The organism is Taklimakanibacter lacteus, assembly GCA_003576695.1.
Taxonomy (GTDB): domain Bacteria; phylum Pseudomonadota; class Alphaproteobacteria; order Rhizobiales; family Aestuariivirgaceae; genus Taklimakanibacter; species Taklimakanibacter lacteus.
The window spans coordinates 44,569-61,582 of record QOZQ01000009.1 but is presented as its reverse complement, the minus strand read 5'-3'; the positions used below and the strand labels follow the sequence as shown (position 1 = coordinate 61,582).

Genomic DNA, 17,014 nt, shown 5'->3' with positions numbered 1-17,014 from the left:
ATGAAGACCGGCGTTTTCCTCGCTGCGGCATTCGCCGCCTCCCTGCTCTCCCATGCGAGCATCGGCCATGCCGCCGGTGAAAGCGGCCAGGGCGTGCTCGTCACCGTCAACGACTATCCGATCACGAGCTTCGACGTCGATCAGCGCATGAAGCTCAATGCGGTGCTCGGGCGGGCGCAAGGCAGTGCCGCCGATCAGCGCAAGCGTGCGCTCCAGGCCCTGATCGACGATGTGGTCAAGGTGGTCGAGGCCAAGAAATACAAGGCCGACCCGAACGATAAGACGATCGATGCCCAGATCGAGAAGATGGCCAAGGGGTCGAAGACCGACACCAAGGGTCTTGCCGCACAGCTCAAATCCAAGGGTGTGTCGATGACCACCTTGCGCCGGCTGGTAACCGCGCAAATCTCCTTCAACCGCCTGCTCGCCGGCATGTACAAGCTGAAGGTCGAGGTAGATCCGGCGGAAGTCGACAAGAAGTACAACGAAATCGTCAATGATCCGCGGCTCAAGCCGGTCTCGGTCTATGAGATCCTGGAGATCGACATGCCGGTGGACAGCGCCACCAGCGATGCCATGGGCCAGCAGCTCTTCGTGGCACGCGCGGCCGACGCCGCGCAGTACCGGCAGAAGTTCAAGGGCTGCAACAGCGCCCGCCAGGCGGCGAGCGGCATCTACAATGTGCGGATCGGCAAGCGGCTGCAGGCCGATGGCGCCAAGATTCCCAAGCCCCTCAGGGCCGCTCTCGATCAGGCAGGCCCCGGCGGCATCGTCGGGCCGGCGCGCAGCAAGACCGGCATCCAGCTCATCGCCTTCTGCGGCAGAAAGAGCATTGCGCCGGAGAAGCCGACCCGCGACCAGATCGAGACGATGCTGACCAACAAGAAATACGACGTCTATGAGGAACGCTATATGCGCGAGCTGCGGCGCAACGCGTTCATCGAATACAAGGACGCCAAGGCGACCGAGGGCGCGAAGGCCACAGAGTGAGCGCGCTCTCCGGCGAGACCAGGCCGATCGCGGTGACGATCGGCGAACCTGGCGGCGTCGGCTCCGACATAACCCAAGGGGCGTGGCTCGCCTTGCGCGAGGAGAAGAAGCTCGCCTTCTTCGTTATCGGCGACTGCGCCTTCCTGAAAGAACGGTTTTCCCGATTGGGCCATGCCGTCCCGCTACGCCGCATCGCCCACCCCGCCGAAGTGGCCGGCATCTTTGCAGAAGCGTTGCCGGTCATCGACATGCCTTTCGATGAACGCCCCGAAACCGGGCGCTTCATCCCCGGAACTGCCGCCACCGTGATCCGCTCCATCGACAGCGCGGTGGAACTCGCTCTGGCGGGTGCGATCGCGGCGATGGTGACCAACCCGATCCAGAAGGAAGCCCTCTATGCGGCGGGCTTCACGCATCAGGGCCACACCGATTATCTGGCGCATCTGGCCCAGAGCCGGGGCCATGACGCGGAACCCGTGATGATGCTGTGCGCCGAAGACCTGCGCGCCATTCCCGTCACGGTTCACATCGCGCTCGCCGAGGTTCCACGCCAGCTTACATCCGGGCTCATCATCCGCCAGGCGCGCGTGGCAGCTCGTGATCTCAGACAGCGCTTCGGCATCGTCGAGCCGCGGCTGGCGATGACGGGACTCAATCCACATGCGGGTGAGAATGGCGCGATGGGCCAGGAGGAACAGACGATCCTGGCGCCGGCGCTCGCTGCGCTGCGCGCCGAGGGGCTTGCGGTCCAGGGACCACTTTCCGCCGATACTGCCTTCCATCCCGAGGCGCGCGCCCTCTATGATGCGATCCTGTGCATGTATCACGACCAGGCGCTGATCCCGGTGAAGACGCTCGATTTCCACGGCGGCGTCAATTGCACGCTGGGCCTGCCCTTCATCCGGACATCGCCCGATCATGGGACAGCGCTGAGCCTCGCGGGAACCGGCAAGGCGAACCCCAAGAGCCTGATCGCCGCGATCCGGCTCGCCTTTGAAATGTCCTGGCGCAGCGCATGAGCGACGATGGCCTGCCGCCGCTGCGCGAGGTCATCGCCCGTCACGGCCTCGATGCCCGCAAGAGCCTGGGGCAGAATTTCCTCTTCGATCTCAACCTCACACGGCGCATCGCGCGCAGCGCCGCGCCGCTTGCCGCTGCAACCGTTGTCGAGATCGGCCCGGGTCCTGGCGGGCTCACCCGCGCGCTTCTCCTCGAAGGCGCCAAACGGGTTGTCGCGGTCGAAAAGGATGCGCGGGCCTTGCCGGCGCTGGCGGAAATAGCCGCTCACTATCCGGGCCGGCTCACCGTCATAGAGGCCGATGCTCTCCGCTTCGACTGGCAGGTCCATATCGAGGGCGACGCCAAGATCGTCGCCAATCTTCCCTACAATATCGCGACCCCTCTTCTCACCGGATGGCTCACGAGCCCATGGCCACCCTGGTTCTCGTCCCTGACGCTGATGTTCCAGAAGGAAGTGGCCGAGCGCATCGTCGCAGCGCCCCGATCGGAGGCCTATGGGCGGCTTTCGATCATCAGCCAGTGGTGCGCCCATGCGAGAAAGCTGTTCGACATCGACCGGCGCGCTTTTTCGCCGCCGCCCAAGATAACCTCATCCGTCGTCCAGCTTACGCCGAAGCTGCTGCGCGAACCTTCCTGCGATATCGCCGTGCTTGAAAAAGTCACGGCCGCCGCCTTCGGCCAGCGCCGCAAGATGCTGCGCTCCAGCCTCAAAGGACTTCATCCCGACATGGCCAATCTGCTTGCAAAGCTCGGCATAGATGCCAATCTGCGGGCCGAGCAGCTGGCGGTCGGCGATTTCGCGCGTATCGCCCAGGCCCTGGGAGGCACCGCCGAATGAACCGCCAATCTTTGACATCCTATGGCGAGCCTCTGGCCGCGACCGAAATTCCGCTGCCCGGGCCCAAGGGCAGCGAGGTCCTGATCCGCGTGGCCTCCTGCGGCGTCTGCCACAGCGACCTTCATCTCCAGGATGGTTTCTTCGAGCTGGGCGAAGGCAAGCGTCTCGACATCAGGCTCGGCCGCAGATTGCCTTTCACGCTCGGCCACGAGATCGCCGGCCATGTGGAGCAAGCGGGACCCGATGCGGGTACGCTCGACCGCGATGCCTTTTATGCCGTCTACCCCTGGTGCGGCTGCGGCAAGTGCGAGAGATGCGGCAACGGCCAGGAGCATCTCTGCGACGCGCCGCGCCAGCTCGGCATCAATGTCGATGGCGGCTATGCGAGCCATGTGCTCGTGCCGCATCCGCGCTACCTGATCGATGCGCGGGGCATCAATGCCAAGCTCGCCGGCAGCTATATGTGCTCCGGCCTCACCGCCTTCAGCGCCATCCGCAAGGCGCAGAAATTCATGCCGGAGAACGGCTCGCTCATGATCGTCGGTCTCGGCGGCGTGGGCATGATGGGGCTCGAGATCGCGCGCGCCTTGGTGAAGGGCCGCATCCATGCCGCCGATGTCGTCGCAGCCAAGCGCGAAACGGCGCTGGCGCTCGGCGCCGCAGCCGCCTTCGATCCGGTGGCGCCCGATGCCCGCAAGAGCGTCGTCAAGCAGGCGGGCCAGATGGACGCGGCCATCGACTTCGTCGGCTCCGAGTCCTCGCTCAATTTCGCCCAGAGCGTCGTCGGCAAGGGCGGCGCCGTCATCATCGTCGGCCTGATGGGCGGCAAGTTCTCGCTTCCAGTGCCGATGTTCCCGCTGCGTGAGCTCACCCTCACCGGCTCCTATGTCGGCAGCCTCGCCGAAGCGCGCGAGCTCATGACGCTGGTGCGCGAAGGCCGCATCCGGCCGATCCCGGTCAGCGAGCGCCCGCTTGCCGATGCCAATGAAGTGTTCGCCGACCTGCGCGCTGGCGCCGTCACCGGCCGGGTAATTTTAAGACCATAACGTCGTTCTATCTCAATGAATGAATTTCCTTCAGCGATCGACGTTCAATTCCTGAAAGGGCTTCGTGTATCGTGCCTGATATTTCAGCCTTATGCTGTCGAAATAACTTTCGATGACGGTTCATCCCTGGTGAGCGAGCACTTGATCGAGTATTCGCCGGTCGCTGGTGAGGTTCAAGTCTTGGACATTCAAAAGGGCTTTGATCATGTATCAATTCACCGAATAGTCGATCGCCGAATAGCCGACATCAGGCGCGAGCCTTTCGACCTTTCGCTTCATTTTGAAGATGGTCAGACCCTAAAGGTGATCTCAAAGCCGGGCCCACTTGAGTCCGGCCATCTGTCTCATGGTGGAGTGACTATCGTTTTTTGAAAGTCAGCGACGGCACTGTCACTCACAGCGTCTTGTTCAGCTTGCGTACGAATTCGGTGAGGCCGGTGCGGCGCTTGCGGCGCAGTCGCTCGGCGGTCAAGATGGCAGTGATCTCGGCGCCTGCCGCCTCGACATCGTCATTGACGATGACATAGTCATATTCGGCCCAGTGGCTCATCTCGCGCGAAGCTTCCGCCATGCGCTTGGCGACGACGGAGGCGGAATCCTGGGCACGCTTGATCAGCCGGTCGCGCAGATCATCGGTCGAAGGCGGCAGGATGAAGATACGCACCAGGTCGTCCCCCATCGCCTGCTCGAGCTGCTGGGTGCCCTGCCAGTCGATGTCGAACAGCACGTCGCGCCCCTTGCTCAGCGCATCCTCGACCGGCAGCCGCGGCGTGCCATAGAGATTGCCGAAGACCTCCGCATATTCGAGAAGCTCACCCCCGTCGCGCATCTCGAAGAAGCGCTCCTTGGAGATGAAGAAATAATCCTTGCCGTCGAGCTCGCCGGGCCGCGGCGGCCTCGTCGTCACCGAGACCGACATGCGGATATGATGATCGGAAGCGAGGAGCGCGCGCGAGAGCGTGGTCTTGCCGGCGCCTGACGGCGAGGACATCACCAGCAGGAGACCGCGCCGGGCGATCACTGTTTTGGCGCTACTCAATGTTCTGCACCTGCTCGCGCATCTGGTCGATGACCGTCTTCAGTTCAAGCCCGATCGCGGTCAACGAGCGATCAGACGCCTTGGAACACAGCGTGTTGGCCTCGCGGTTGAATTCCTGCGACAGGAAATCGAGCTGGCGGCCGGCCGGCTCGCTCGACAGCAGCAGTTTGCGCGCTGCCTCGATATGGGCAAAGAGCCGGTCGATCTCCTCGGCGATATCGGCTCTTGTGGCCAAGAGAACCGCCTCCTGATGGAGGCGATCGCGGTCGAAGGACGCATTGGTCTCCATCAGACGCGCCACCTGCTCGGCGAGGCGGGCGCGGATGGCCTCCACCGTGCGGGCCGGATTGTCGCGCGCCGCGACGACGAGCTTCTCGATCCGGTCGAGATGCAGGCCGAGCACGGCGGCGAGCTTGGCGCCTTCGGCCTTGCGCGTCACGGCAAGCGCCTGGAATGCCTCTTCCGCGCTCTTGACCATCGCCTTGTCGCGGCGGGCGACCGCGGTCTCGTCCTCGAAGGGTGCGGCCACGTCCATGACGCCTCTGAGCGCCAGCAGGGTCTCGACCTGGGGCGGCGATCCACCAAGGCGCTCGCGCAGCCTTTCGGCCAGGACGACCACCTGCTCGAGCGCCGTCTCGTTGATGGCGAGCTTTTGCTCGGCGCCGCCGCGATCGCAGGTCAGGCCGATCTGGATATTGCCGCGTTTCAGGTTCTTCTGGGCCAGCTCACGCACTGGCAGATCGAGCGTCTCGAAACCGGGCGGCAAACGGCAGCGCACGTCGAGGCCCTTGCCATTGACGCTCTTGATCTCCCACTGCCAGTGCAGGCCTTCCAGCGCCGAAGACGCACGCGCGTAACCTGTCATGCTCGACAACGGCATCAGACCCCAATCCCCGAATCAAACTTCGCGCGACTTTACCGCCTCAGGCACAAGCGTGGATACGGCTTTTCCGCCCCTTCCCTCACTACAGTAAACACCGCTTCAGGGCGCCCGCGGCTTGGGAACAGGGATGGGAATGAGCCCCTTGGCGCCCTTGATCACACTGCCGGGCTTCACGTCCAGGGCCAGCGTGGCTTCCGGCTGGACGGCTGGCGCAGGCGTGTCGTCGGGCTGCATCGCTGCCACTTTGGCGGTCAGGTTGTCCGGTCGCGGCCTGGGCAACGGAACAGCGACCTGCGGCTCGGCGGATGAGCCGGCATCCTGGGTTCCGGCCTGCGGCGGCTCCGCAGCCGGGGTCTCAGCCTCGGCTTCAGGTTCGGGCGCAGTTGTGCCGTCCGCTGCCGGCTGGGTGGTGGTATCCTCCACCGCCGGCAAACCGGTTGCCGAGGCCTGCTGGCCGGAAGCGGTTGCCGAGCCTGCCTCGAGCGCGGGTTGTGCCGGCTGGGTGACGAGCGCATCACTGCCGGCAGCAGCGTCCGCCTCGTCCATGACCGGGGCTTCTTCGCCGCCCTGGTTGCGGTTTTTCTCGATCTCGCGCCATTTCTTTACATTCACGCGATGTTCCGCGAGCGTCGCGGCAAAGGCATGCCCGCCCGATCCGTCGGCAACGAAATACAGATCATTTGTCTTGGCCGGGGCCAGCGCCGCGGCGAGCGCGTCACGGCCGGGATTGGCGATCGGGCCCGGCGGCAGGCCATTGATGCGGTAGGTGTTGTAAGGCGTCGCTTGAGCGATATCGGCCTTGGTCAGCGGCCGGTCGAGCTTCGTCTTGCCCTCGGTGATCCCATATATGATGGTCGGATCGGACTGCAGGCGCATGCCCTGGCGCAAGCGGTTGGCGAAGACCGAAGCGACGCGCGGACGCTCCTGCGGAACGCCCGTCTCCTTTTCGATGATCGAGGCGAGGATGATGGCCTCAGCCGGCGTCTTCACGGGCGAATCCTCGGGCCGCTGCGGCCACAGATCATCCATCATCCGCTGGCTCGCCGTCATCATGCCCTTGACGACGTTGTTGCGCGTCTCGCCGCGTTGGAAGACATAGGTGTCGGGCATGATCTGCCCTTCTGCCGGGGTGAGCGTGATGTCACCGGTCAGAACCTCGTTCTCGCGCAGCCGGTCAAGCGCCTGCGCCGTCGTCCAGCCTTCCGGAATGGTGACCTTGTAGGTGATGAACTTGCCCGAGACGATGAGGTTCATCACGTCCTGCATGCTCATCGCCTGGCGGAATTGATACTCGCCAGGCTTCAGCCGTCCTGCGGTTCCCGTCACCTTCGCCGCGGCGGCGAAGATATTGGCGCTCGAAATGACATTCGCTTTCTCGAGCTCAGCCGCGATGCCGAGCAGCCCGCCGCCGCGTTCGACGGTGAAAACCTTGTCTTCCGCCAGGGGACCGGGGCCGGTGAACTTCACATAGCCGTACAGGCTGGTGCCGAACACCGTCAAAGCGGCACAGCCGGCGAGCAGGATCAGAGAGTAGACGACACGCCTGAGCGCCGAACGGCGGCGACGGCGGGGGGGCACCACCACGCTATGTCTCAGCCTACGCTGGTCGGGCACAATAGGCCTCCTTCGAGGCTCAGATTCGCCTCATGATCAAAGACGCGTTCGTCCCACCGAAACCAAATGAATTGGACAATACTGTGTTTATCTCTTTTTTCCGAGCTTTCAGCGGTACCAGATCGATCTCCGTCTCAACCGAAGGATGCTCCAGATTGAGGGTTGGCGGGCAGATATTATCCCTAAGGGAAAGCAGTGAGAAGATCGCTTCCACAGCGCCGGCCGCCCCCAGGAGATGGCCGGTCGACGACTTGGTCGAGGACATCGCCAGGCCATTGACCCGGTTGCCCATCAGCCGTTCGACCGCCTTCAGCTCGATCTCGTCGCCCAAAGGGGTCGAGGTGCCGTGGGCGTTGATATAATCGACCTCATGGGCTGAAATGCCGGCCCGCTTCAGCGCCGCCTGCATGCAGCGATAGGCGCCGTCGCCGTCCTCGGATGGTGCGGTGATGTGATGAGCATCGCCCGACATGCCGTAGCCGATGATCTCGGCATAGATCTTGGCACCCCGGGCCTTGGCGTGCTCGAACTCCTCGAGGACGAGGATGCCCGCCCCCTCGCCCATGACGAAGCCGTCGCGGTCCTTGTCATAGGGGCGCGAGCCCTTTTCAGGCGCATCGTTGAACTTGGTCGCCAGCGCCTTGCAGGCGATGAAGCCCGCTATACCCAGGCGCGAGATGGCGGCTTCGGCACCACCCGCCACCATGACATCGGCATCGCCCAGCGCGATCATTCGGCTGGCATCGCCGATCGCATGGGAGCCCGTGGCGCAGGCCGTGACCACCGCATGGTTGGGACCTTTGAAGCCGAATTCGATCGACACCACGCCGGAGGCGAGATTGATCAGCGAGCCCGGGATGAAGAACGGGCTGACGCGCCGCGGGCCCTTCTCGGCGAGAAGCAGCGTCGTCTCCTCGATCGAGGGAAGGCCGCCGATGCCGGAACCGATGAGGACGCCGGTGGCGTATTTCTCGTCCTCGGTCTTGGGCTCCCAGCCTGAATCCTTGACCGCCTGCTTGGCGGCGGCCAGTGCATAGATGATGAAGCTGTCGTAGCGGCGCTGGTCCTTGTGATCGACCCACTGGCCGGCATTGAAAGTACCGTCGGTGCCGTCACCGCGCGTCACTTCGCAGGCGATGCGGCAAGCCATGTCGGACGTATCGAATTTGGTGATCGGGCCGGCGCCACTCTGGCCAGCGGTCAACCGTGCCCAGGTTTCCTCGATGCCCGTCGCAAGCGGCGAAACGATACCCAGCCCCGTAACAACCACCCTGCGCATCAATTCTCCTCTCCTACACGAAAACGCGGCGGCCAAGACTTTCGGTCTCCTGCCTCCGCGCTGCAATCAATAGCCCTCCCGGCGGGGAGGCAATCCGCATCCGTCAAGCGGCGCTCTTCTCGATGAACTTGACCGCATCGCCGACGGTCTGGATGGTTTCGGCTGCATCATCGGGAATCTCGATGCCGAATTCCTCTTCGAAGGCCATGACGAGCTCGACCGTATCGAGGCTGTCGGCGCCGAGATCGTCGATAAAGCTGGCTTCCGGATTCACCTTCTCGGCGTCGACGCCAAGGTGCTCAACCACGATCTTCTTCACCCGCTCAGCAACATCACTCATGTTCAATCGTCCTCGTCTGTAGTTTCAGTTATTTTCCGTTTTACGATCGGACATACGTCCCCCTCGTGTTCCGGGCTTCCTAACACAGATTCCTCAGGCCATAAAAGGGGCAAGTCCACCCCCTTGATAAGGCCCGATAAAACCCATGCAGTCAGGTCTTTTGCGGGGGCATCGGGTCATCCGAAAACCGGTATCCACTTTTCGGCCCGATGCCCTTCAGATCATTGCCATGCCGCCATTCACATGCAGCGTCTGGCCGGTCATATAGGCGGCCTCGGCGCTGGCCAGATAGAGGGCTGCCGCCGCCACGTCATCGGAAGTTCCGAGGCGTCCGGCGGGCACCTTGGCGATGATGGCCTCTTTCTGCTTGTCATTGAGCGCATCGGTCATCGGCGTCGCGATGAAGCCGGGCGCGATGCAATTCACCGTCACATTGCGGCTCGCCAGCTCCTGCGCCAGCGCCTTGGTCATGCCGATCATGCCGGCCTTGGAGGCGGCGTAATTGGCCTGCCCGGCATTGCCGGTGACGCCCACCACCGAGGTGATGCCGATGATGCGGCCGAAGCGCCGCTTCATCATGCCGCGCATCGCCGCGCGCGACAGACGGAAGGCTGCCGTCAGATTGACGTCGAGAACCTGCGCCCAGTCCTCGTCCTTCATGCGCATGGCGAGCCCGTCGCGGGTGATGCCGGCATTGTTGACGAGGATATCGAGCGAGCCCATGGCGGCTTCGGCCGCGGGCACCAGTTTCTCCACTTCCTCGGATTTGCCGAGATTGCAGGCGAGCACATGCACCCGCTCGCCAAGCTCGGCTTTCAGCGCTTCGAGCACCTCCGCACGGGTGCCTGAGATGGCGACGCTGGCGCCCTGCCTGTGGAGCACGCGCGCGATCGCAGCACCTATGCCGCCGGTGGCGCCCGTCACCAAAGCGGTCTTTCCGGAAAGATCGAACATATCCCCTATCCCTGCTTGAGCTGCGAAACACCCTGGGCGATGTCGTCGGGCGTGCCCATGGCCAATCCCTGCGCCTCGGGCGCCGTCCTTTTCACGAGTCCCGACAGGACCTTACCCGCGCCCGATTCACAAAATACTTTAACACCCTTGCCGGCCATATAGCCCATGCCTTCGCGCCAGCGCACCGTCCCCGTCACCTGCGCCACCAGCGCCTTCCTGATCTCGGCCGGATCGCTCAACGGACCCGCCAGCACGTTGCTGATGACCGGCACGGTCGGCGGGCGCATCGGCGTATTGGCGAGAGCGGCCGCCATCGCCTCGGCGGCGGGCTGCATGAGCGCGCAATGGAAAGGCGCACTCACCTGGAGCATCACGGCGCGCTTGGCGCCTTTTTCCTTGGCAAGCGCCACCGCACGCTCGACCGCCGCCTTGTGGCCCGACACCACGACCTGTCCGGGCGCATTGTCGTTCGCTGCCTGGCAGATCTCGTTCTGGGCCGCCGCTTCGGCGACCGCCGCGGCGTCGGGAAAATCAAGCCCCAGCAATGCCGCCATGGCGCCGGTGCCCACCGGGGTTGCCATTTGCATGGCGCGGCCGCGGACTTTCAGCAGACGCGCCGCATCGGCGAGCGAGAAGGTGCCGGCGGCGGCAAGGGCCGAATATTCGCCGAGCGAATGGCCGGCGACGAATTTCGCCGTGTCCTGCAGTTTGATGCCATGCTCGGCCTCGAGCACGCGCATGACGGCAAGGCTCACCGCCATCAAGGCGGGCTGGGCGTTCTCGGTCAGAGTAAGATCGGCTTCCGGGCCTTCCCACATAAGTTTTGAGAGCGCCTGGCCCAGCGCTTCATCCGCTTCGGCGAAGACGGCGCGCGCCGCAGGCGATGCCTCGGCGAGCGCCTTGCCCATGCCGACGGCCTGGCTGCCTTGTCCGGGAAATATGAAAGCGAGGCTCATCGGGTTCTCTTTCAAGCGATTCAGGGCGCTGTCGGGGCGCACGAAGCATGCGAGACTCAGCGAGTCAAGCGTCCCGTATTCGGGCTTTCACCGGGATGGCACCAGCTGATAAAGCGTAATTCCTTCTTTCACCACTCCGGTTTGCTTCCATGTTCACACGCGCTGAGTTCGATCGGGCCCTCGACATCGTCTATTCGGCGATGCTGCCGACGCCGCAATATGCCTGGCCGCTGCTGGCCGAGGAGACCCAATGCGAATGCTGGGTCAAGCATGAGAACCATACGCCGATCGGCGCCTTCAAGGTCAGGGGCGGCCTTGTCCATATGCGCCTGCGCAAGGAACGCGGGCAGGCCAATGGCGTGATCACGGCCACGCGCGGCAATCACGGCCAGTCCATTCCCTATGCGGCGCGGCGCGAAGGCATCGCTTCGACCGTGGTCGTGCCCAGGGGAAATTCGACCGAGAAGAATGCGGCGATGCGGGCGCTGGGCTGCACGCTCATCGAAGGAGGAGCGGATTTCGACGAGGCCCGAGAGACGGCGATGAAGCTCGCCAAAGAGAAAGGCCTCGACATGGTGGCCTCCTTCCATCCCGAGCTGGTGCTGGGGGTGGCGAGCTATGCCTATGAATTGTTCACCGCGGCGGGCGGGCTCGATGCCGTCTATGTGCCGATCGGGCTCGGCTCCGGCATCTGCGGCGTCATCTCCATGCGCGATCTCCTGGGACGCAAGACCAAGGTCATCGGCGTCGTCTCCGACCTGGCCAATGCCTATGCCCTCTCCTTCGCGCAAAAGCGCGTCGTGCCGACCAATTCGGCCAATACCTTCGCCGATGGCGTTGCAGTGCGCACGCCCCATCCCGACGCGACCCAGATCATCAATCGCGGCGCAGACCATGTCGTCGAGGTGAGCGAGGACGAGATCGCCGAGGCGATGCGGCTCTATTTCCGCACCACCCACAATCTCGCCGAAGGCGCGGGCGCCGCGGCGCTTGCGGCACTCATGAAGGAACGCGCCCAGATGAAGGGCAAGCGCGTCGGCGTGATCCTGACCGGCGGCAATGTCGACGGCAACAAATTCGCCCAGGTGCTGCAAGGGCGGACACCATTGCCTTGAGTTCAGCAGTCTTGTGTATTATATTACACACCCATGAGATTTGAGCGGAACAGCCGAAAGCTCATCAAATTGCTGACGGGTGACGGCTGGTATCTTGTTGAGGTCAAGGGTTCGCACCATCAGTTCAAGCATCCGCAAAAATCGGGTCGTGTAACCGTTCCACATCCCAACCATGATCTGCCGAAGGGAACTGTCCATTCCATTTATCGGCAGGCCGGTTGGCTTGATATACAGGACTAGCCATGCGTTACGTTGCGCTTGTTCACAAAGATAAAGACAGTTCCTATGGGATCAGTTTTCCGGATTTTCCAGGCTGTATCTCAGCTGGCAATACTGTCGATGAAGCCGTTACAAATGCGGTCGAAGCCTTGGCCTTTCATGTACAGGGCCTTGAAGCCGATGGCATCACCGCTCCATCTCCACGCTCGATTGAGGCGATCCGAAATGACAAGTCTCTCCGCACGGTTCTGCCAGATGCGACTTTCGCTTACGTGCCGCTTGTTCAGGATCGTGGATCGGCACGGCGCATCAATGTCTCACTTGATCCAGGATTGATCGAAGCCATTGATGAGGCAGCCAAGGATCGTGGCATGACCCGGTCCGCATTCCTTTCAAGCGCAGCTCGCCGTGAACTTGCCGAAGGCTGACGATCTAGCGCGGCCGCGGCCAAGGATTCGCCGTGCAACCGCCGCCGATACGTCTCTGCTCACCAGTCTCATGCTGGCGTCATCGGCCTATCAGGGCGATTATGCGCGCATCCTGAAGAATTATCGCATCACGCCCGAACAGGTCAGCCGCGATCTGATCTATCTGGCGGAATCATCGGGCGCTGTGCTCGGCTTCTACAGCCTGACGCTCGGCGCGGAGCCGGAGCTCGACCTCATGTTCGTGAGCGATGCCGCGCAAGGCACGGGCATGGGCCGGCAGCTCTTCGAGCATATGCGCGATGAGGCGCGCCAACGCGGCATCCCGGCGGTCATGGTCATCTCACACCCACCTTCGGTCGGCTTCTATAGGCGTATGGGCGCCGAATTGATCGGGGTGAAGCCGCCATCGCCACCCCGAGTTACGTGGGAGCGGCCGATACTTACCTTGCGGACAGGGGTCGCCTGGTAGCAGGCGACATAAAAAGCGCCTTTGCCTTAACTTGAACACGCGACGCCGTCATAGGGGATGTGGGACGGCAGTGACCCGCATTCGGCGGAGATAATAGAGCTCGCGCAGTCACTCACGTGCAGTCACTCAACTGAAATCGCATTTCTTCGAGCAGTCCTATCAAGGGGGGAAAGCGTATGATCAGAACCGCCATCGGCCGCGCGGTGTGGCGGGCCAACAGCATGATCACCTTGGCACGGCTCAATTCCCTGACCCGAGAGGTCGTGCGGGAGAGATTGACCTATCTTTCCCCGCAGAAGCTGGCGCGGCTGGAAGCATCGGCCTCAGCCGTCGTTGAAGACCAGGTTCAGGGCGACATGCTCGAATTCGGCGTCGCCCTCGGCGGCAGTGCCATCATTCTCGCCGATTCCGCGAAACAGGCAGGACGGCGGTTTCACGGTTTCGACGTGTTCGGCATGATCCCGCCGCCCTCCTCCGACAAGGATGAGGCCGACGCCAAGTCACGCTATGAGACGATCGCCAGCGGCGCATCGGCCGGCATTGGCGGCGATGGGTATTACGGCTATCGCGACGACCTCCATGGCGATGTCTGCCGCGCGATGGCCGCGCATGGCGTCCCTGTAGATGGCAGGAGCGTGACCCTGCACAAGGGATTGTTCGAAGAGACGGTGCCCGTGGCGCCGGTGCAGCAGGTCGCCCTCGCCCATGTGGATTGCGACTGGTATGATCCGGTGAAATTCTGCCTGCAGTTTCTCGGGGCGAAGCTCTCGCCCGGCGGAATGATCATCATCGACGACTATCATGACTTTTCCGGATGCCATGCGGCCACCGACGAGTTCATGGAGCGTCACCCCGACTTCACGATGGATGACGGCGCCAATGTGATCCTGCGGCGACATGCCGGGTCGTGGAACTGACGCGCTTGCGGAAGACCAAATGCCGGTGCATAACACCCGCATGACCGCTGCACATGGCCAGCTTCGAATGCGCGCCCCCTTGCCGGGTACCACCGGCGGAGGCGATTGAGCGCGCGCATTTTCTGAACAGAGATCGCGTTCCCTCGAACCCTCCCGCCAGCCGGTTGAGGGTTTTTCATTTCCTTAGGACCGATCCACTTCCTTCAGAGAGACGCGCCATGATCGTTCATTCCTCCCCTTGCCTGTTCTGCCGCATCGCGCGGCGCGAGATCCCGGCCCATATCATCTATGAAGACGACCATCTGGTCGCCTTCCTCGACACCGGGCCGATCCGGCCCGGTCATGTGCAGATCATCCCGCGCGATCACTATCCGACTTTCGATGATCTCACCGCCGAGCTTGCGTCGCGCATCATCGTGCTCGGACAGAGGCTGGCGCGCATCCTGAAGGAGCGCAACCAGGTGAGCCGCGCCGCCTTCCTGTTCACCGGCAGCGACATCGCCCATGCGCATGCCCATGTGCTGCCGATGATCGCGCCCACCGATATCACATCCCGGCGCTATATCGCCGAGGAACGGATAACGTTCCAGCCGATCGCGCGACCGAGCGATGAAGAACTGGGGCTGGTGGCGCTCGGCCTGCGCCGGGCTCTTGATGCGCGGGAGGTCTCGCCATGATAGTCCGGCGGGCGGTCGCAGATGATGCCGGGCCGGCGAGCCACGTACTCAGGCGGTCGATCAGCGAACTGTGCGCGCGTGATCATGGAAATGACCCGGAACTCCTGAAGAGCTGGCTTGCCAACAAGACGCCGGAGCAGTTCCGGAACTGGGTCGCGGCCGAGGACAGCCCGTGCTTCGTGGCGGAGGGCGATGACGGCGCCATATTGGACGTCGGGCTCGTCTCGAAGACCGGCGAGATCAGGCTCAATTACGTGTCGCCCGATGCCCGGTTCCAGGGCGTCAGCATCGCCCTCATCGACACCATGGAACAGGAGGCCCGGAAACTCGGGTTGACGCGGACGACGCTCAACAGCACCGCGACCGCCCACCGCTTCTACAAGGCACGGGGCTACAGAGATGACGGGGCGCCCCGAGCCGGCCGCCTCAAGGACAATATTTACCCAATGGCAAAGGACTTGGCCGGGCTAAAATAGGAAATAAGACACAAGACCCGCCAGTGCTTGCAATTTCCCGGCTTTTCCGCCATAGACCGCCCGCCAGTTGGCTTCCGGTTGGGGGCTGAACGGAAGGTCTATGGCCCTGTGGGCCGCAGATAGGGGCTTGCCCCGGCTTCCCGTGTCTCCGCTCTTTCGAGAAACCGGTCTTTCGAGCCTTTCACATGAGGGCTCGGAAGAGGCTCTGCATCGGAACCGACTGCCGAACGAAACTTTGAAAGGCTTGAAACATGCCACTTTACGAGCATGTGTTCCTGACCCGTCAGGACGCATCGAATGCACAGGTTGATCAGCTGACTGATCAATTCAAGACCGTCATCACTTCGGGTGGCGGCAAGATCGGCAAGTCCGAATATTGGGGCCTCAAGTCCCTCACCTTCCGCATCAAGAAGAACCGTAAGGCGCACTACACCTATCTCGACATCGACGCCCCGCCGGCGGCGATCGCCGAAATGGAGCGCCAGATGTCGATCAACGAAGACGTCATCCGCTTCATGACAGTGCGCGTCGAGAAGCACGAGGACGGTCCCACCGCCATGATGAAGGCGGGCAGCCGGCGCGACGAGCGCGGCGGCGGACGCGGCTTCGGCGGGCGCGGCGGACGCGGCTTCGACGACATGGATTTCTCTTTGGACAGGGAGGCTAACTGATGGCTCAGGGTCAAGGCGGGCCGGCACGGCGCCCCTTCTTCCGTCGGCGCAAGAGCTGCCCGTTCTCGGGCGATAACGCACCGGCGATCGACTACAAGGACGTGAAGCTGCTGCAGCGCTTCATCTCCGAGCGCGGCAAGATCGTGCCGTCGCGCATCACGGCGGTTTCGGCCAAGAAGCAGCGCGAGCTCGCCCAGGCGATCAAGCGCGCACGTTTCCTGGGCCTTCTGCCCTACGTGCTCAAGTAATAATCGCTCATTGGGAGCGTCCCCAGCGGGGAACGCTGCCACGGTTGGGGCGGATACCCGATCCGCCTCTAACCCATCCTCCAGGATCGGGGACAGCAAAGGACCAATTCAATGGACGTCATTCTTCTCGAGCGCATCGGCAAGCTCGGCAATATGGGCGAGGTCGTCAAGGTCAAGGACGGCTATGCCCGCAACTTCCTCTTCCCGCAGCACAAGGCGCTGCGCGCCACCGAGGCCAACCGCGCCAAGTTCGAGCGCGACCGCGCCGTTCTCGAAGCCAAGAGCGAGGAGCGCCGCAAGGCCGCCATGGGCGACAGCGGCAAGCTCGAAGGCAAGAGCTTCGTGATCCTGCGCCAGGCCGGTGAATCGGGCCAGCTCTATGGCTCGGTCTCGACCCGCGATATCGCGGAAGCCGCCTCGACCGCCGGAATCCCGGTCTCGCGCAACCATGTGCTGCTCGATACGCCGATCAAGACCATCGGCCTCTACACCGTGCAGATCGCGCTGCATCCCGAGCTCTCCGTTCCGGTGACGCTCAATGTCGCGCGCTCGCAGGACGAGGCCGACGCGCAGGCGCGCGGTGAAGTCCTCACCGGCCCCGTCTCCGAGCGGGCCGAGGCCCTGGCTGCCGCCGAGGAATTGTTCGAATCCGAAGCCCAGGCCGAGGCCGAGGCTGCCGTCACGGAGCAGGAAGAGAAGTAATTTCCACGCCGCAAGGGTGGCAATACCGAAGGGCCCTGCCGCAGCGCGGGGCCTTTTTCGTTGGCGGTCAACCGCTCCGCTATGCGTTAAGGCTATGAGGCCCCGCCATGCCGGGGGCCTTCACTTATTTGTC

22 protein-coding genes are annotated in these 17,014 nt (G+C 63.2%); 15 read left to right on the top strand and 7 right to left on the bottom strand.

The window, feature by feature from the left end; all coding sequences use genetic code 11:
• From DT068_RS18510 to DT068_RS18490, 5 genes are read left to right on the top strand one after another with little or no spacing between them, the layout of a single operon-like run.
• The gene (locus tag DT068_RS18510) at positions 1-990 is read left to right on the top strand and encodes a SurA N-terminal domain-containing protein (protein ID WP_119391367.1); all 990 of its coding nucleotides are present in this window, start codon (positions 1-3) and stop codon (positions 988-990) included.
• The gene (gene pdxA, locus DT068_RS18505; RefSeq protein ID WP_119391366.1) at positions 987-2,009 is read left to right on the top strand and encodes a 4-hydroxythreonine-4-phosphate dehydrogenase PdxA; all 1,023 of its coding nucleotides are present in this window, start codon (positions 987-989) and stop codon (positions 2,007-2,009) included. The genes DT068_RS18510 and pdxA overlap by 4 nt, the downstream gene beginning before the upstream one ends.
• Complete coding sequence (gene rsmA / locus DT068_RS18500; protein ID WP_119391365.1) at positions 2,006-2,848, top strand: 16S rRNA (adenine(1518)-N(6)/adenine(1519)-N(6))-dimethyltransferase RsmA; 843 nt, start codon at positions 2,006-2,008, stop codon at positions 2,846-2,848. The genes pdxA and rsmA overlap by 4 nt, the downstream gene beginning before the upstream one ends.
• Positions 2,845-3,894: an alcohol dehydrogenase gene (locus DT068_RS18495; RefSeq protein WP_119391364.1), complete on the top strand. Its 1,050-nt coding sequence runs from the start codon at positions 2,845-2,847 to the stop codon at positions 3,892-3,894. Before rsmA ends, DT068_RS18495 begins: the two co-directional genes overlap by 4 nt.
• 15 nt (positions 3,895-3,909) lie before the next feature.
• Complete coding sequence (locus tag DT068_RS18490; protein ID WP_119391363.1) at positions 3,910-4,266, top strand: hypothetical protein; 357 nt, start codon at positions 3,910-3,912, stop codon at positions 4,264-4,266.
• 22 nt (positions 4,267-4,288) lie between these two features.
• Here the strand turns inward: DT068_RS18490 and gmk are convergent, their stop codons facing one another.
• The 7 genes from gmk to fabD all read right to left on the bottom strand — a co-directional run bounded on the left by gmk (position 4,289) and on the right by fabD (position 10,959).
• The gene (gmk, locus tag DT068_RS18485; RefSeq protein ID WP_368904842.1) at positions 4,289-4,885 is read right to left on the bottom strand and encodes a guanylate kinase; all 597 of its coding nucleotides are present in this window, start codon (positions 4,883-4,885) and stop codon (positions 4,289-4,291) included.
• Positions 4,886-4,925: 40 nt separating this feature from the next.
• The gene (locus DT068_RS18480; protein ID WP_119391361.1) at positions 4,926-5,813 is read right to left on the bottom strand and encodes a YicC/YloC family endoribonuclease; all 888 of its coding nucleotides are present in this window, start codon (positions 5,811-5,813) and stop codon (positions 4,926-4,928) included.
• Positions 5,814-5,915: 102 nt separating this feature from the next.
• Positions 5,916-7,400, bottom strand: a complete 1,485-nt coding sequence (mltG, locus tag DT068_RS18475) for an endolytic transglycosylase MltG (RefSeq protein ID WP_162914292.1) — start codon at positions 7,398-7,400, stop codon at positions 5,916-5,918.
• A 49-nt stretch (positions 7,401-7,449) separates the two neighbouring features.
• Positions 7,450-8,709 carry a beta-ketoacyl-ACP synthase II gene (gene fabF, locus DT068_RS18470; protein WP_119391359.1) on the bottom strand — a complete coding sequence of 420 codons (1,260 nt, stop codon included), beginning with the start codon at positions 8,707-8,709 and terminating at the stop codon, positions 7,450-7,452.
• A gap of 103 nt (positions 8,710-8,812) precedes the next feature.
• On the bottom strand, positions 8,813-9,049 hold the full coding sequence (locus tag DT068_RS18465) for an acyl carrier protein (RefSeq protein WP_119269176.1): 237 nt from the start codon (positions 9,047-9,049) through the stop codon (positions 8,813-8,815).
• Positions 9,050-9,265: 216 nt separating this feature from the next.
• A complete protein-coding gene (gene fabG, locus DT068_RS18460; protein WP_119391358.1) occupies positions 9,266-10,003 on the bottom strand; it encodes a 3-oxoacyl-[acyl-carrier-protein] reductase in 738 nt (245 codons plus the stop codon).
• A 5-nt stretch (positions 10,004-10,008) separates the two neighbouring features.
• A complete protein-coding gene (gene fabD / locus DT068_RS18455) occupies positions 10,009-10,959 on the bottom strand; it encodes an ACP S-malonyltransferase (RefSeq protein ID WP_119391357.1) in 951 nt (316 codons plus the stop codon).
• Between the two features lie 149 nt (positions 10,960-11,108).
• Between fabD and DT068_RS18450 the strand changes: the two genes are divergently transcribed.
• The 10 genes from DT068_RS18450 (at position 11,109) to rplI (ending at position 16,881) form a co-directional block, all read left to right on the top strand.
• The gene (locus DT068_RS18450; RefSeq protein WP_119391356.1) at positions 11,109-12,074 is read left to right on the top strand and encodes a threonine dehydratase; all 966 of its coding nucleotides are present in this window, start codon (positions 11,109-11,111) and stop codon (positions 12,072-12,074) included.
• Between the two features lie 33 nt (positions 12,075-12,107).
• Positions 12,108-12,314, top strand: a complete 207-nt coding sequence (locus tag DT068_RS18445) for a type II toxin-antitoxin system HicA family toxin (RefSeq protein WP_119391355.1) — start codon at positions 12,108-12,110, stop codon at positions 12,312-12,314.
• Between the two features lie 2 nt (positions 12,315-12,316).
• The gene (locus tag DT068_RS18440) at positions 12,317-12,721 is read left to right on the top strand and encodes a type II toxin-antitoxin system HicB family antitoxin (RefSeq protein WP_119391354.1); all 405 of its coding nucleotides are present in this window, start codon (positions 12,317-12,319) and stop codon (positions 12,719-12,721) included.
• Entirely contained in the window at positions 12,702-13,190 is a 489-nt protein-coding gene (locus DT068_RS18435; RefSeq protein WP_368904818.1) for a GNAT family N-acetyltransferase, read from the top strand. The genes DT068_RS18440 and DT068_RS18435 overlap by 20 nt, the downstream gene beginning before the upstream one ends.
• A gap of 176 nt (positions 13,191-13,366) precedes the next feature.
• Entirely contained in the window at positions 13,367-14,107 is a 741-nt protein-coding gene (locus DT068_RS18430; RefSeq protein WP_368904817.1) for a TylF/MycF/NovP-related O-methyltransferase, read from the top strand.
• A gap of 218 nt (positions 14,108-14,325) precedes the next feature.
• Positions 14,326-14,784 (top strand): HIT family protein, encoded by a 459-nt coding sequence (locus DT068_RS18425; RefSeq protein ID WP_119391352.1) that lies wholly within the window; start codon positions 14,326-14,328, stop codon positions 14,782-14,784.
• Positions 14,781-15,260: a GNAT family N-acetyltransferase gene (locus tag DT068_RS18420; protein ID WP_119391351.1), complete on the top strand. Its 480-nt coding sequence runs from the start codon at positions 14,781-14,783 to the stop codon at positions 15,258-15,260. The genes DT068_RS18425 and DT068_RS18420 overlap by 4 nt, the downstream gene beginning before the upstream one ends.
• Positions 15,261-15,511: 251 nt before the next feature.
• Positions 15,512-15,931: a 30S ribosomal protein S6 gene (gene rpsF, locus DT068_RS18415; protein WP_119391350.1), complete on the top strand. Its 420-nt coding sequence runs from the start codon at positions 15,512-15,514 to the stop codon at positions 15,929-15,931.
• The gene (gene rpsR / locus DT068_RS18410) at positions 15,931-16,179 is read left to right on the top strand and encodes a 30S ribosomal protein S18 (RefSeq protein WP_119391349.1); all 249 of its coding nucleotides are present in this window, start codon (positions 15,931-15,933) and stop codon (positions 16,177-16,179) included. The genes rpsF and rpsR overlap by 1 nt, the downstream gene beginning before the upstream one ends.
• A 111-nt stretch (positions 16,180-16,290) precedes the next feature.
• Complete coding sequence (gene rplI / locus DT068_RS18405) at positions 16,291-16,881, top strand: 50S ribosomal protein L9 (protein WP_119391348.1); 591 nt, start codon at positions 16,291-16,293, stop codon at positions 16,879-16,881.
• The last annotated feature ends 133 nt before the right edge of the window (positions 16,882-17,014 follow it).